At 59.4% G+C, this 14339-nt stretch carries 11 protein-coding genes; 6 read left to right on the top strand and 5 right to left on the bottom strand.

All coding sequences use genetic code 11. The features are described 5' to 3' along the window. Nucleotides 1–4: 4 nt before the first annotated feature. Nucleotides 5–1654 (bottom strand): threonine ammonia-lyase, biosynthetic, encoded by a 1650-nt coding sequence (gene ilvA / locus ABLV49_RS17835; RefSeq protein ID WP_415838144.1) that lies wholly within the window; start codon nucleotides 1652–1654, stop codon nucleotides 5–7. Nucleotides 1655–1981: 327 nt separating this feature from the next. Here ilvA and ABLV49_RS17830 point away from each other — a divergent pair, with 327 nt between their 5' ends. Further along, nucleotides 1982–2440, top strand: coding sequence for an OsmC family protein (locus ABLV49_RS17830; RefSeq protein WP_011800059.1), 459 nt, complete (start codon nucleotides 1982–1984; stop codon nucleotides 2438–2440). A gap of 13 nt (nucleotides 2441–2453) precedes the next feature. Here ABLV49_RS17830 and coq7 read toward each other — a convergent pair whose 3' ends face one another. Both coq7 and ABLV49_RS17820 read right to left on the bottom strand, forming a co-directional pair. Further along, complete coding sequence (coq7, locus tag ABLV49_RS17825) at nucleotides 2454–3083, bottom strand: 2-polyprenyl-3-methyl-6-methoxy-1,4-benzoquinone monooxygenase (RefSeq protein ID WP_349278538.1); 630 nt, start codon at nucleotides 3081–3083, stop codon at nucleotides 2454–2456. 151 nt (nucleotides 3084–3234) lie between these two features. Beyond that, nucleotides 3235–4530, bottom strand: a complete 1296-nt coding sequence (locus ABLV49_RS17820) for a porin (protein WP_349278536.1) — start codon at nucleotides 4528–4530, stop codon at nucleotides 3235–3237. A gap of 501 nt (nucleotides 4531–5031) precedes the next feature. Between ABLV49_RS17820 and ABLV49_RS17815 the strand changes: the two genes are divergently transcribed. From ABLV49_RS17815 to ABLV49_RS17805, 3 genes are all read left to right on the top strand, one after another. Then, nucleotides 5032–6138 (top strand): porin, encoded by a 1107-nt coding sequence (locus tag ABLV49_RS17815; protein WP_349278534.1) that lies wholly within the window; start codon nucleotides 5032–5034, stop codon nucleotides 6136–6138. Between the two features lie 343 nt (nucleotides 6139–6481). Continuing rightward, complete coding sequence (locus tag ABLV49_RS17810; RefSeq protein ID WP_349278532.1) at nucleotides 6482–7570, top strand: porin; 1089 nt, start codon at nucleotides 6482–6484, stop codon at nucleotides 7568–7570. A gap of 280 nt (nucleotides 7571–7850) precedes the next feature. Continuing rightward, nucleotides 7851–9143: a M20 aminoacylase family protein gene (locus ABLV49_RS17805; protein ID WP_349281770.1), complete on the top strand. Its 1293-nt coding sequence runs from the start codon at nucleotides 7851–7853 to the stop codon at nucleotides 9141–9143. A gap of 131 nt (nucleotides 9144–9274) precedes the next feature. On the opposite strand, the gene ABLV49_RS17800 is transcribed toward ABLV49_RS17805, so the two are convergent. Next, complete coding sequence (locus ABLV49_RS17800; protein WP_011800066.1) at nucleotides 9275–10120, bottom strand: MurR/RpiR family transcriptional regulator; 846 nt, start codon at nucleotides 10118–10120, stop codon at nucleotides 9275–9277. 1 nt (nucleotide 10121) lies between these two features. Continuing rightward, nucleotides 10122–11588: a glucose-6-phosphate dehydrogenase gene (gene zwf, locus ABLV49_RS17795; protein ID WP_349278530.1), complete on the bottom strand. Its 1467-nt coding sequence runs from the start codon at nucleotides 11586–11588 to the stop codon at nucleotides 10122–10124. A 148-nt stretch (nucleotides 11589–11736) separates the two neighbouring features. Here zwf and tal point away from each other — a divergent pair, with 148 nt between their 5' ends. Together tal and pgi are read left to right on the top strand one after the other, a co-directional pair. Continuing rightward, the gene (gene tal, locus ABLV49_RS17790) at nucleotides 11737–12684 is read left to right on the top strand and encodes a transaldolase (RefSeq protein WP_349278528.1); all 948 of its coding nucleotides are present in this window, start codon (nucleotides 11737–11739) and stop codon (nucleotides 12682–12684) included. Nucleotides 12685–12706: 22 nt separating this feature from the next. Continuing rightward, on the top strand, nucleotides 12707–14272 hold the full coding sequence (gene pgi / locus ABLV49_RS17785; RefSeq protein WP_349278526.1) for a glucose-6-phosphate isomerase: 1566 nt from the start codon (nucleotides 12707–12709) through the stop codon (nucleotides 14270–14272). Nucleotides 14273–14339 lie beyond the last annotated feature (67 nt).

Below are 14339 nucleotides of genomic sequence, written 5' to 3'. Positions count from 1 at the left end.
ACTTTCAGCTCTGCAGGAAAAGCCGGTACACCGGGTTGTCGGTTTCTTCCACATGCGGGTAACCGAGGGTGTCCAGGAATTCCTGGAACGCGCCGTTGTCCGCCTTGGGCACCTGCAGGCCCACCAGGATGCGGCCATAGTCGGCGCCCTGGTTGCGGTAGTGGAACAGGGTGATGTTCCAGTCCGGCCGCATGCTCGACAGGAACTTCATCAGCGCGCCCGGCCGCTCGGGAAAGATGAAGCGCAGCAAGCGCTCGTCTTTGGACAGCGCGCTGTGCCCGCCCACCATGTGGCGGATATGTTCCTTGGCCAGCTCGTCATGCGTCAGGTCCAGCGCCTTGAAGCCGTGGCGGGTGAACTGGGCGGCGATCTTGCTGCTCTCGCCCTTGGCCGAGGTCGTGAGGCCGACAAACACATGCGCCACGGCCTGGTCGTTGATGCGGTAGTTGAACTCGGTCACGCTGCGCGGCCCGCCGGGCAGTTTGTCGATCAGCTCGCAAAAACGCCGGAAGCTGCCGCGCTCCTCGGGAATCGTCACCGCGAACAGCGCTTCGCGTTCCTCGCCGACCTCGGCCCGTTCGGCGACAAAGCGCAGTCGGTCAAAGTTCATGTTGGCGCCGCACAGGATGGCGGCATAGGTCTCGCCCTTGGTCTTGTGCTGGGCGACGTACTGCTTGATGGCGGCCACGGCCAGCGCACCGGCCGGCTCCACGATGCTGCGTGTATCGACAAAAATATCCTTGATGGCGGCGCAGACCGCGTCGGTATCGACCGTCATGAACTCATCGACCAGTTCGCGGCTGATGCGAAAGGTTTCCTCGCCCACCAGCTTGACCGCCGTGCCGTCCGAAAACAGGCCCACGTCGGAAAGGGTGACGCGTTTTTTTGCCGCCACCGACTGCATCATGGCGTCGGAGTCGTTCATCTGCACGCCGATGACCTTGATCTCGGGCCGCACTGCCTTGATGTAGTTGGCCACGCCGGAAATCAGTCCGCCACCGCCAATCGCCACAAAAACCGCGTCCAGGCGGCGCGAGCCCAGGGTTTGCAGCTGGCGCAGGATTTCCATGGCAATCGTGCCCTGGCCGGCAATCACGTCCGGGTCGTCAAACGGATGCACGAAGGTCAGGCCCTGCTCTTTTTGCAGTTTCACCGAGTGGGTGTAGGCATCGGAATAGCTGTCGCCGTGTAGCACGACTTCGCCGCCCCAGCCCTTGACCGCATCGATCTTGAGTTGCGGCGTGGTGGTCGGCATGACGATGACGGCGCGGCTGCCGAGCTTTTGCGCGCTCATGGCCACGCCCTGGGCATGGTTGCCGGCCGAGGCGCAAATCACGCCTTTTTTGAGTTGCGCCGGGGTCAGGTGCGCCATCTTGTTGTAGGCGCCGCGCAGCTTGAAGCTGAACACCGGCTGCTGGTCTTCGCGCTTGAGCAGCACCGTGTTGTTCAGGCGCAGGCTCAGGTTCCTGGCCGGCTCCAGCGCCGATTCGACCGCCACGTCATAAACCCGCGCGGTCAGGATTTTTTTCAGGTAGTCGGCGGGCTTGAGCGTTTTGGCCAAAGGCTTTCGGGCCGGTTTGGCTGAAGCTTTGGGGCGTGCGGTGGCGGCTGCTTTGGCTACAGCGCCGGGGATGGATTTTTTGGAGGATGGCATGTTTTTTTCTCGCAACTGAGCCTGAGCATCATAGGGGCAAGAAAAAAAAGGCCCAGACCATGCGGTCTGGGCCTATAAATCCACCCTTTGAGGAGGTGGAGGAGACAACCAGTGCAAAAATACAGCGGGTCGGTGAGGACTGCGTGTGCTGATGCGATGAATTCAGTATAGCGGAGTCCATGCTGCACTGCACAATGAATGTGTGGCGAAAGTCGGACAACTACGTGGTTTAGGGGTTTTTACCTACAAGGCAACGCTTGAACCGCTAGCCCGATGATCACGGGTGCGCTCGGCACAACCAATTATCTTGGACAAGGAATGGCAGTTATGGAATGCACAGTGAGCTGGACAGGCAGCAATGCGGTCAACGGATCGAAATCGGGGATGACCTTTCTGGCCGAAACAGGCAGTGGCCACACCTTGGTGATGGATGGCGCGCCCGACGCCGCCAAGCCTGAAAACGGCGGCGCCAATCTCGCGCCGCGTCCCATGGAGACCGTGCTGGCCGGCGCGGGCGGCTGTACGGCTTACGACGTGGTGCTGATCCTCAAGCGCGGCCGCCATGACGTGCGCGGCTGCTCGGTCAGGCTCAGCTCCGAACGGGCGCCCGTGGACCCCAAGGTATTCACCAAGATCCACATGCATTTTGTCGTCACGGGCCGTGGCCTCGCCGCCAGTGCCGTGGAGCGCGCCATTGCCATGAGCCACGAAAAATACTGCTCGGCCACCATCATGCTGGGCAAAACGGCGGAGATCACCACCAGTTTTGAGCTTCTCGACGTGTGACCGCGCCTGACAGTTAAATCCGGTGCGCCACCGTCGTCATGACCTTGGCCGCAGAACGCATCAGCATCTTCACCGGCGCAGGCAATTGCAGGGCGCCGGCATCTTCCGCAGCGCTGGCATGCAGCGCTTCATCATCCTTCATCTGCGCCACGATGGCGCGTGACTCGTGATCGCCTTCGGGCAGGCGTTCCAGGTGGCTGGCCAGGTGCGCTTCCACCTGGCGTTCGGTTTCCACCACAAAGCCCAGGCTCAGCCGGTCGCCCAGCCGGCTGGCCACCAGGCCAAGCCCAAAGGCGCCCGCGTACCACAAGGGGTTGAGCAATGAAGGACGGGCGCCCAGCTCGTCCAGCCGGTCCTTGGTCCAGGCCAGATGGTCGCCTTCTTCCTGGCTGGCCTTGATGAAGTGCTTGCGCAGCACCGCATCGCGCGTGCCCAGTGCCTGCGCGGCATACAGCGCCTGCGCGCACACTTCGCCCACATGGTTGACCCGCATCAGCGCGCCCGAAAGGGCTTTGTCTTCCAGGCTCAATTCGGTGGCTTGAGCCGGTATCGTGGGACAGGTCCGGCTGGCCCGGGGTTTGGCAAACAGGGTACGCAGCGCGCCGTCTGCGGCATTCAGTGCAAGGTCAAGGGCAGTCGTCATGGGCGGATTTCCTCGAAAAGGTGGTCTGGAAACAGGGTGAAGGCATTGGCTCCCATGTTAGCGCTGACAGGGCAGCCTGAAAAGAAAACGAAAAAAGCCCCAAAAGGGGCTGTAAAGGGGGGTAAAAAACGGTCAAAGGACCAAATGTTCTTTAAAAGGTGTGGCGAATACCAAATGCTATGTTGGTGGAATCAACACCCGCTGCAGCCGTCACGCCGCCCAGAAAACCGTTGCCGCCGGGAGCCATCTGGCCGTTGCCTTTGTTGTTATAGCGGGTCAGCACGGCATTCAGGTTGGTGCGTTTGGACAGCGCGTAGGTGTACGTCGCGCCGTACGAATCAGTGTCGGCGTTGACGGCGCGTTTGTCATCAAGGCGGTTGTAAGCCACCACCACGGTGTGAACACCGCTCGTGACCTTGTAGCCCACATGCATGAGTCTGGCGTCTTGCCTGAACGCTGCGTTGTAGGCGCTTTGGTAGGCTGCGCCCACTGCCGGGGCAAGCGCCGCAGGGAGGCCGGCAGCAATTGCATTTGCAGAGACTCCGGCACCAATCGAGGCCAGGCCGCTGGGATTTTCGTCCTTGATGGTGCTGTACTGGCCATACAAGGTGCCAGGGCCTATCGTTACATTCGCACCAAACACATCGTTGTGCAGGGCCTTCTGGCCGAGTTCATTTTTCTTCTCATTGTGGCCATAACCCACGGCGAAGCCGTCGCCTGTGTACATCAGCAGCCCGCCGAAGAAACGGCCTGCAGAATTGTTGCCCGGCACTTCGCCGGCGCCATACATCAGTGTTGCGGTGATGCCGCCTGTCTTGATCCCGTATTGCAGGGTATTGCTCAGCCGGATATCAAACGCTGCCGGCAAGCTGGCAATCTGGCCCGCCGCCAGGCTTGATTGGGTTTGCGAGGCATCAAACGCTGCGTGAACCAGGTAGCCCGGCGTGTACTGGCGGCCCAGCGTGAATGCGCCAAACGGGGTGATCAGTCCGGTAAAAGCCTGACGATCAAACAGATTGCCAGCCAGGTTAACGCCGAAAGCATTGGTCGCGATATTGGTGTTCGTGCCTGCAATGAGCCCAGCTTTCAATGCCGCAGGAATTGCGAGGCCAGTCAGGCTGGCCGCCACGGAATTCGAAACGCGATCAGGTAGCTGGGTGCCCGAGTTGGGGCGATTCGTGACCGATCCCGTGTCCACTTCAAAGCGGCTTTCAAGCGTAAAAATGGCTTTGTAGCCCCCGCCAATGTCTTCAGTGCCGCGCAGTCCCCAGCGCGAACCTTCCATGATGCCGCTGGCAATGCCGTTGGAAGAGCCATTTTTGAGGCCGCTGACGTGGTTGTAACCCGCATCGACAAGACCGTAAAGCGTGACGGTACTTTGCGCCATGGCGGCAGAAGTCGATAAAAGTCCCAGGACAGCGCTTGCCAGGAAGCTTGGTTTTTTCATGCGTCTCCAATTAATTTGATTTTTGAGAAATTTCACTGCAGTCCAGAATACGCAATGCCGCTGGACCGCCGTAAAACCAAATATTAGTGGCCATGCATGAGGCCGTAAAGAGGACTAGTGCGGGTACGTATCTCTTTGGGGACAGGGGGAAACCCTCGTTTTTAATGCATGTCTGCACTAAAGAAGTGCGCAGGTTTCCTGCCTTGCTTATGTGATGTTTTTAGCGCGATTAAAGAAATTTGCTGTGTAAATTAGACTTTTAAAGGGCCTTTTCCATGTCATGAGGTGTGATTAGGGTTTGTCACTATTTTTGATGCCGGAATAGTCATCTGCACTCGTACACAGTGGCATCGACTGCTCGGTTTTTAAGCATTTTGGCGGGGGTAATAATCTCTCTTTGAATGGGTCGTTGCATTTTTGCAACAAGCTGGCGTAAAAATTGCATGTTTTTTAACGGAGTGAGCTTCTCGCTTTTAAACTGCACAGGCAGTGCCACACGGAATGGATGACAGCCTTCCAACAGTATTCGGTAGTGGTGATGGCGAGGTTTGTTTTATTTTTACTTTCTTGGAGTTTCTAATGAAAAAGAGTTTTATTGCTTTGGCAGTTCTCGCCGTTTCCGGCGTCGCATCAGCACAATCTTCCGTGACGCTGTACGGTCTGGTCGATGCATACGTCGGCAGCAGCAAGGTTAAAGTTTCAACACCAGGCGCCGCCTCTTCATCGTTGCGTCAGTCCGTGGTCGATAGCGGTGGTTTCAACACCAGCCGTTTTGGCTTCAAAGGTTCTGAGGATCTGGGCGGCGGTCTGAAAGCCAATTTCGTGCTGGAAGCCGGCTTTGACGCCAGCACCGGCGCTGCAAATAGCTACACGAATCCATTCACCGGCGCTGTGTCCAGTTCTACTTTCGGCCGCAACTCATGGGTCGGCTTGTCGGGTGGTTTTGGCGAGGTAAAGCTCGGCAAAATGTGGACGCCTTATGACGAAGTCAAAGGTTCCGGCGCAGCAGCGTTTGACGCCAACATCTTCGCGCCAGCAACCAACGTCTGGTTGAGCAACAACTATCAAGACCGTCCAGGCAACGCGATTTACTACTCGACGCCAAGTTTCAGCGGTTTCAGCGCTGCCGGCATGTACAGCTTCGGCGAAAACAAAGCTCCAGGTGTAGACGCTGGCAAGATTCTTAGTGCGAATGTTCAATACGCTAACGGTCCAATCGCTGCGGCAGTGTCATACCAGACCGAAAAAGCCACAGGTGCCACCACGGCGACCAAGTTCACCCAAGTGAACGGTTCGTATGACTTGGGTGCCGCGAAACTGCTGGCTGCGGTTGGCCATGTAAAAGATGGCAGCGACAAGTCCAAGGAATTCCAGGTTGGCGTAGATGTGCCGTTGGGCGCAGTGACTGTGTCTGGCGGTGTGGCTCGCGCCAAACTGACCGGCCCCGGTGGTGAAGTCAAGAGCACTGGTTTCGGTTTGGCTGCAAAGTATGACCTTTCCAAGCGCACCTTCTTGTACACGGGTTTGCAATTGTCCAAAAACGAAGTGGTTGGCGCTGGCGACATCAAGACCGACACCTTCGCAGTGGGCGTTCAGCACAAGTTCTAATTCAACTCTGGCCTGACGGCCAGTTGCTTGAAGCTTGACAAGCCGCTTTGGGGAAACCTGAAGCGGTTTTTTGCGTTTTACCGTCGTTTGATTTCAAATTCTGAAATTCATGAAATAGGTGACTGACGCTATTGCCGTTGTTTTTCCTTCACGGTCCGCCTTCTTTGTAGTCTCAATGCAACACAGCTGAGCTTTTTTGGCGCATTTCTTTGCGGATCAAGGTTCATTCTGGTGCAATAGCAACAACTTCCCGAAAGGGGGTTGGCCCGGGTCTCTGGGGAACTGCAAAAATATTTGCAGCCCTCTTGCCGGAGCCCTATGTTTAACCTTGGAGATATTTCACATGAAAAAATCACTCATCGCTTTGGCTGTACTGGCTGCTTCCGGCGCCGCAATGGCCCAATCTTCCGTGACCCTGTACGGCATTGCTGATGCTTTTGTTGGTTCCAAAGAAATCAGCTCTGTAAATGCTGCTGGCGTCATCACCAAGCAGCGCCAGACTGTTGTTGACTCCAGCGGCCTGAACGGTTCGCGTTGGGGCCTGAAGGGCAGCGAAGATCTGGGCGGTGGCCTGAAAGCCCTGTTTGTGCTCGAAAGCGGTTTGAATATTGATACCGGCGCAGCTGCGAGCGGAACTTCGTTGTTTAACCGCCAGGCTTTCGTGGGCCTGGACAGCAGCTTCGGTACCGTTTCCTTGGGTCGTCAATACAGCGCCTATGACAGCGTTCGTGGCACTTTCCTGTCCGCACAGGGCAATAGCACCTCGTTTGATGCCACGAACAGCGCCACAATCAATACCGCTCTTTTGACTGGTCTGCCCAACACCGCGACGCCTGCTCAGCGGCTCGCGAGTCTGAACAGCTATGGTGGCCGTGTTGGTGCCTGGACTGGTTACCAGACCCGTATCGACAACAGCATCCGTTACGCAACCCCCAACATCAGCGGCTTCCAGGCTGCCGTGGTCTATGGTCTTGGCGAAAACAAGACGCCTACCACTGACGCAACCAAGAATGCTTCGGTCAGCCTGACCTACGCCAATGGCCCAATCGGCGTGGGCGTAACTCACGCAGACGACGAACTGATTCAAGACTTCCATGTCAAGAATACCGCTATCGGCGGCTACTATGACTTCGGCGTTGCCAAGGCTTTCCTGGCTTACAACCAAGCCAAGATCACCGGCTTGGCCAAGCAGAAGGAATGGGCCGTTGGCGTTCGCGCACCTTTGGGTGCCACGACTTTGGTCGCCCAGTACGCCCAATCCAAGGGTGACGATCTCGGCAAGAGCACGAGCGTTGCCCTGGAAGGCCAGTACAGCCTGAGCAAGCGCACCACCGCTTACGCAGCCTTTAACCGGACCAAAGTTGATCTGCCTATTCTTACTAGCGACTTCAAGAACAGCATCTTTGGTCTGGGCGTTCGCCACGCGTTCTAATTTAAAGCTGGCTTGACGCCAGTTTTGAATGAGACGACAAAAAGCCGTTTCGGGGCAACCCGAAGCGGCTTTTTTTATAGCCAGCTTTTTGATTTTTGCAAACCGTAGGGATAAGTCTTCAAAGTTGTGATTTCAGCATCAATTACGTGGCTTTAGCGCAACTCAGGTGTTACAGCAAAAAGTTTTTAAGACTAGGATTTAATCCTTGTTGAACCTGGAATTGAAAGCCATGCGCACTCCGGCCCTTCTTGAAAAAACGCTGTCGCCGCTTTCTGCCGACATGGCCGATATCGTGGCCAGTGACCGGCCACGCCAGTTGCGTGCCAGCGGCCGGGCCTTCGCGCAAATTGCACAGTTCCATCCTGAACTGACCGCCTTCCGGCGTGATTTGCACGCCCATCCAGAGTTGGGTTTTGAAGAGGTTTATACCTCCAGCCGCGTGGTGCATGCGCTCAAGCTCTGCGGTGTTGATGAAGTCCATACCGGCATCGGAAAAACCGGGGTCGTCGCCATCATCAAGGGCCAGCAATCTGGCGCTTCTTGCGACTCTGGACGCTCTGCGGCGCGGCCCATGGTCGGCCTGCGTGCCGACATGGATGCGCTGCCCATGACCGAGCACAACGAGTTTGGCTGGAAATCAGCCAAACCCGGCCTGATGCACGGCTGTGGTCACGATGGTCACACCACCATGCTGGTGGGCGCGGCACGCTACCTGGCTGAAACCCGGAATTTTGCCGGTGACGCCGTGCTGGTATTCCAGCCGGCCGAAGAAGGGCGGGGCGGCGCCGACGCCATGATCAGGGACGGCTTGTTTGATCGCTTTCCGGTGCAGGCGATTTACGCCATGCACAACTGGCCCGCCATGCAGCCCGGCACCATCGGCATCAATTCCGGACCGATGATGGCGGCGGCTGACCGCATCACCATCGAGATCACCGGCAAGGGCGGTCATGGCGCCCACGCTTACCTCACCGTTGATCCGATTCTGGTGGCCGCGCACATCATCACGGCGGTGCAGAGCATTGTCTCGCGCAATGTGAAGGCGATGGACAGCGCCGTCGTCAGCCTGTGTGCCATGCAGGCAGGCGATCTGGGCGCCATGAGCGTCGTGCCCGGCAATGCAACGCTGGTCGGCACGGTACGCACCTTCAAGCCCGAAGTGCAGGATTTCGTCGAGCAGCGCCTGAAACAGCTGTGCGCTTCGGTGGCAGAGGCCTTTGGCGCCACGGCGACGGTGAACTACGAACGCATCTACCCGGCCACCATCAATTCACCGGCCGAGTACACGCTGGCCACCCGTGTTGCCGAGCAACTGGTGGGCGTTGAAAACGTGGTGCGCAATCTGGAACCGAGCATGGGTTCCGAAGACTTTTCATTCATGCTCAGGGAAAAGCCCGGTGCCTACCTGCGCCTTGGCCAGGGCGAGCAACTCCCTGATGGCCAAGGCGACGTGATCGGCGGCGCGGGCAGCCGCTTTTTGCACAACAGCTGTTATGACTTCAATGACAGCGTGCTGCCCTTGGGCGCAGCACTGTTTGCCGGCATTGTGGAGCGCTCGATGCCCCTGGCGTGAGAAGCTGTATTTGCTATAGAAGTAATAGCTATAGATGCTTATGGAAAGTGCGCAGAAGGCATTATTCATCATGAATTTCTGCCACCGACACTACCTGCACGGCCCCGCGTGCGATGCGTCCGGTTTTTTGTTCAGGTGTAGCGCTTGTTGCGCAGGTTGTTCTTCATTTCCTTGAGCAGCGGCTGCAGCTTGGGTCCGATGCGCAGCGCCACGCAGGTGGCCAGAATGTCGATGATCATCAGGTGCAGCAGGCGCGACACCATCGGGCTGTAGCGGTCATAGCCTTCCGGATGGTCGGCCGCCAGGTGAATGTGGCCGGCCATCGCCAGCGGCGAGGCGGTGGCGGTGACCACGATGGTGGTGGCGCCGTTTTTGCGGGCGATGTCGCAGGCATCCATCAGGTCGCGGGTGCGGCCTGAGTTGGAAATCACCACCACGCAGTCGCCCGGCCCGAGCAGCGAGGCGCTCATGACCTGCATGTGGCCGTCGCTGTAGGCAATGCTCTGGATGCCGAGCCGGAAAAACTTGTGCTGCGCGTCCTGCGCCACGATGCCGGAGTTGCCGACGCCAAAAAATTCGATGCGCTTGCCGGTGTGGTAAGCCGCCAGCAGCGCCACGACGGCTTTTTCAATCGCCAGCGGGCTGGCGTCGTTGCGGTATTTCAGGAATGCCGCCACCGTGTTGTCGATCACCTTGACCAGCACATCGCCGGTCTTGTCGTCCACATCGACGCTGCGGTGAATGAAGGGCACGCCTTCGCTCACGCTGCCGGCCAGCTTGAGCTTGAAATCGGACAGCCCGTCGTAGCCCACGCTGCGGCAGAACCGCACCACGGTCGGCTTGCTGACATGCGAGCGGCTCGCCAGCTCGGTGATCGGCAGGCTGGCAAAGGCGCGCGGGTCGCTCAGCACCAGCCGGCCGACCCGCTGCTCTGCCGGGGCCAGCGAGGACAGGGAGGCTTTGATTCTGTCGAGCATGCTAGCTTTCTTCGCTCCAGCAATAGCCGTCCTTGGCAATCATGGCGCTGGAAGCGCTCGGCCCCCAGGTGCCTGCGGCGTAGGGACGGGGTCCGGTCGGGTCGTGGCTCCAGCGGTCCAGGATCGGCTCCACCCAGCGCCAGGCTTCCTCCTGCTCGTCGCTGCGCACAAACAGGTTGAGCCGGCCGTCAATCACATCGAGCAGCAGGCGCTCGTAGGCGCCGACGCGCTCGGTGCCGAAACGCTTGTCAAAATCAAGGTCAAGCTGCACCGGCTCCAGCGTCGGGGTGCCCCGGCGATGGCGCTGGTTGGCGCCTTGCGCCAGCAGGTGCAACTCCAGCCCGTCCCGGGGCTGCAAATCGATCACCAGCCGGTTGCCAGCGTTGCAGTCCTGCCCTGAGTTGAAAATCGCGTGCGGCGTGGGGCGAAAGTTCACCTCGATGTGTGCGTCGCGGCCGGCCAGCCGCTTGCCGGTGCGGATGTAGAACGGCACGCCGGCCCAGCGCCAGTTGGCAATCTCGGTGCGCAGGGCGACAAAGGTTTCGGTGTGGCTGTCCGGGTTCACGCCCGGCTCATTGCGGTAGGCGGGCACGGCCTCGCCATCCATGCTGCCGGCCGCATACTGGCCGCGAATGACATGCTGGCTCAGGGTTTCCGGTGTCCAGGGCTTGAGCGAGCGCAAGACCTTGAGCTTTTCGTCGCGAATGGCGTCGGCATGCGAGTTGATGGGCGGCTCCATGCCCACCGCACACAGCAATTGCAGCGCATGGTTTTGCACCATGTCGCGCAGCGCGCCGGTGCTGTCATAAAAGGCGCCGCGTTTTTCCACGCCCAGTTCCTCGGAAATGGTGATCTGGATGTTGGCGATGTACTCGCGCCGCCACAGCGGCTCGAACAGCGAGTTGCCAAAGCGCAGGGCAAACAGGTTTTGCACCGACGGTTTGCCCAGGTAGTGGTCGATGCGGAAGATCTGCTGCTCCGTCAGGACGCTGCGAACCGTCTGGTTGATGGCGCGATTAGACGCCAGGTCATGTCCCAGCGGCTTTTCCAGCACCACGCGGGTTTGCGGGCCGTTCAGGCCGGCGGCCGCAATCTGTTCGCACACCGTGGTGAACAGGCCGGGCGCCGTCGCCACATACATCACCACCACATCGGCGGGGCGCTGCTGCAGCTTGTCCGCCAGGCTCGCATAGTCAGCCGGATCGGACAGGTCCATGCGCAGGTAGCCGAGCATCCGGGCGAAGCGCGAGAACTCTTCTTCGCTGGGCCGCTTGGCGAGTTCGACGTTGTCAAAGCGCGACTTGATGAGCGTGCGGTATTGCTCGTCCGACAGGTCGTCGCGGGCCACGCCGATGATGCGGCCGTCAGCCGGCAGGGAGCCGTGGCGGAATGCCTGAAACAGCGCCGGCATGATTTTTCGCCATGCCAGATCGCCGGTGCCGCCAAAAAGGATGAGGTCAAAACTCATGGTGAGAACTTGGTTAGGTAATAAAGTTTCATATTCTATGGGCATAATGGTAACTCCAACCGGTGATTTTTCTCTTGGCCCTGTGTTGACATCGCAGGCTTCATCCGGCCCTTGAACCACTTTGCGCCTTGCCTGGCGCTTCAAGCCCATGACACAACTCGACGCCCTGAAACAATTCACGACCGTGGTGGCCGATACCGGCGACTTCCGGCAGTTGGCCCAGTTCAAGCCGCAAGATGCCACGACCAATCCTTCGCTGATCCTCAAGGCGGTACAAAAAGCCGATTACGCGCCGCTGATGCGGGACACGGTGGGCCGCTTCAAGGGCCGGGCGCTCGATGAAATCATGGACCGGCTGCTGGTGCGCTTTGGCTGCGAAATCCTGTCCATCATTCCCGGCCGCGTATCGACCGAAGTCGATGCCCGCCTGAGCTTTGACACCAGCGCCACGGTAACGCGCGGCGAACGCCTGATCGAGCTTTACCAGGCCGAAGGCATTCACATTGACCGGGTGCTGATCAAGGTGGCGGCCACCTGGGAAGGCATCCAGGCCGCCAGGGAACTGGAGCAGCGCGGCATTCATACCAACCTGACGCTGCTGTTCTCGTTCTGCCAGGCGGTGGCCTGCGGACAGGCCAGGGTCCAGCTGATTTCCCCGTTCGTGGGCCGGATTTACGACTGGTACAAAAAGTCGGCCGGCAGCGGGTGGAACGAAGCCGCGAATGCGGATGCCAACGACCCCGGCGTGAAATCCGTGCGCGAAATCTACAACCACTACAAGCACTTCGGCATCGCGACCGAAGTCATGGGCGCGAGTTTTCGCAACATCGGCCAGATCACGGCGCTGGCCGGTTGCGACCTGCTGACCATCAGCCCCGAGCTGCTCGCCCAGATGGCCGCCAGCGATGCGCCCCTGGCGCGCGCACTGGACGCAGGCAGCGCGGCAGCGCTTGATTTGCCGGCGAAGAGTTTTGACGAAACCGGCTTTCGTTACGCCCTCAATGAAGACGCCATGGCGACCGAAAAGCTGGCCGAAGGCATTCGCGCTTTTGCGGCCGATGCCGTGAAGCTGGAACAGCTGCTTCTGGCGGCATGAATAAACAACAAAGGAGATTTGCATGAAAAAATTACGTTGCGACCAGACACCAGCATGGGCTGCGCTCAACACCCACTTCAACGCCAGCGGCAAGCACTTCGATGTGCGCGAAGCGTTCGCGCAGGACGCCCGGCGGTTCGAGGCTTTCAGCCAGGACGCGCCGCATGTGTTTGCCGACCTGTCCAAGAACCTGATCGATGCCGACAGCCATGCCTTGCTGCTGGAGCTGGCGCGGCAATGCGGGCTGGAGCAGCAGCGTGACGCGATGTTCGCCGGGGAGCTGATCAACAGCACCGAGCAGCGCGCCGTGATGCACTTTTTATTGAGAAATCCGCCTTATGCGCAATACACACCTGCGCAAGCAGCTATCAATAAAATAGCAGATGCGCAGGCTGAAGTTGAAGTGACCCTGAACGCCATGCTGGCCTACGCGGAGCAGGTGCGTGCAGACGCGGCCATCACCGACATCGTCAACATCGGCATTGGCGGCTCGGACCTGGGGCCGCAGATGGCGGTGCTGGCGCTGAATGAATTCGCCACGGCGGGCAAGCGGCTTCACTTCGTCTCGAACATCGATGGCGATGAGCTGGCCGGCGTTCTCAAGCACCTGTTGCCCGGCAATACGCTGTTCCTGGTGGCGTCCAAAACCTTCACCACCACCGAAACCATGACCAACGCCCGTTCGGCGAAGGCATGGTTCGAGGCGCAGGGCGGGCAGGACATCGCCCGGCATTTCGCGGCGCTGACGACCAACGTGGCGGCGGCGAATGACTTCGGCATCACCACCACCTTTGGTTTCTGGGACTGGGTGGGCGGGCGCTATTCGCTGTGGTCGGCCATCGGCCTGCCGATTGCCATTGCGATTGGCGCTGCGGGCTTTCGCGAATTCCTGGCGGGCGCGCATGCGATGGACGCGCATTTTCGCAGTGCAGCTCTGGAAGACAACCTGCCGGTTCGCCTGGGCCTGCTTGATGTCTGGTACCGCAACTTTCACGGCTTTGCCAGCCGCAGCATCGCCCCGTACAGCAGCGCGCTGCGCCGCTGGCCAGCGTATTTGCAGCAACTGGAGATGGAAAGCAACGGCAAGCGCGTGGACAAAGACGGCCAGCCTTTGCCCTTCGACACCTCGCCCGTGCTCTGGGGCGAGCCTGGCACCAACGGCCAGCATGCCTACTTCCAGATGCTGCACCAGGGAACGGCGGTCGTCCCGGTCGAGTTCGTGGCGGTCAAACGGGCCGCGCATGAGTTGCCGGGACACCACGACAAGTTGCTGGCCAACGTGCTCGCCCAGGCGCAGGCGCTGATGCGCGGAAAAAAAGACGCCGGCGGCCACCAGGATTTCCCCGGCAACCGGCCAAGCACCTTTTTGCTGCTGGAGCAGCTCACACCGGCCAGCCTGGGCGCCCTGATTGCGCTGCAGGAGCACCGCGTGTTTGTCAGCGGCGCGATCTGGGGCATCAACAGCTTTGACCAGTGGGGCGTGGAGCTGGGCAAGGTGCTTGCCAGGGACATCGAGCCGCGCCTGCAAAGCGGCGATATTTCGGGGCTTGACGGATCGACGGCCGGATTGTTGCAGCGCCTGCGCTGACGGGGGCGGTTTTGGAAGGCTTGCGGTCACCGCATCGGCTTATGATGAACCAAGGGTAATCCCTTAA

It is taken from the genome of Polaromonas hydrogenivorans, assembly GCF_040105105.1.
Taxonomy (GTDB): Bacteria; Pseudomonadota; Gammaproteobacteria; order Burkholderiales; family Burkholderiaceae_C; genus Polaromonas; species Polaromonas hydrogenivorans.
The sequence above is the reverse complement of the archived record's forward strand: the minus strand, read 5'-3'. Positions and strand labels throughout refer to the sequence as shown.

Bases quoted from the DNA above. Each gene is read 5' to 3' on its own strand.
- zwf (WP_349278530.1), bottom strand. From the start codon at position 11,588: ATGAGTTTTGACCTCATCCTTTTTGGCGGCACCGGCGATCTGGCATGG.
- coq7 (WP_349278538.1), bottom strand. From the start codon at position 3,083: ATGACGACTGCCCTTGACCTTGCACTGAATGCCGCAGACGGCGCGCTG.
- ABLV49_RS17830 (WP_011800059.1), top strand. From the start codon at position 1,982: ATGGAATGCACAGTGAGCTGGACAGGCAGCAATGCGGTCAACGGATCG.
- ilvA (WP_415838144.1), bottom strand. From the start codon at position 1,654: ATGCCATCCTCCAAAAAATCCATCCCCGGCGCTGTAGCCAAAGCAGCC.
- ABLV49_RS17820 (WP_349278536.1), bottom strand. From the start codon at position 4,530: ATGAAAAAACCAAGCTTCCTGGCAAGCGCTGTCCTGGGACTTTTATCG.
- ABLV49_RS17810 (WP_349278532.1), top strand. From the start codon at position 6,482: ATGAAAAAATCACTCATCGCTTTGGCTGTACTGGCTGCTTCCGGCGCC.
- ABLV49_RS17815 (WP_349278534.1), top strand. From the start codon at position 5,032: ATGGATGACAGCCTTCCAACAGTATTCGGTAGTGGTGATGGCGAGGTT.
- pgi (WP_349278526.1), top strand. From the start codon at position 12,707: ATGAAAAAATTACGTTGCGACCAGACACCAGCATGGGCTGCGCTCAAC.
- ABLV49_RS17800 (WP_011800066.1), bottom strand. From the start codon at position 10,120: ATGCTCGACAGAATCAAAGCCTCCCTGTCCTCGCTGGCCCCGGCAGAG.
- tal (WP_349278528.1), top strand. From the start codon at position 11,737: ATGACACAACTCGACGCCCTGAAACAATTCACGACCGTGGTGGCCGAT.
- ABLV49_RS17805 (WP_349281770.1), top strand. From the start codon at position 7,851: ATGGCCGATATCGTGGCCAGTGACCGGCCACGCCAGTTGCGTGCCAGC.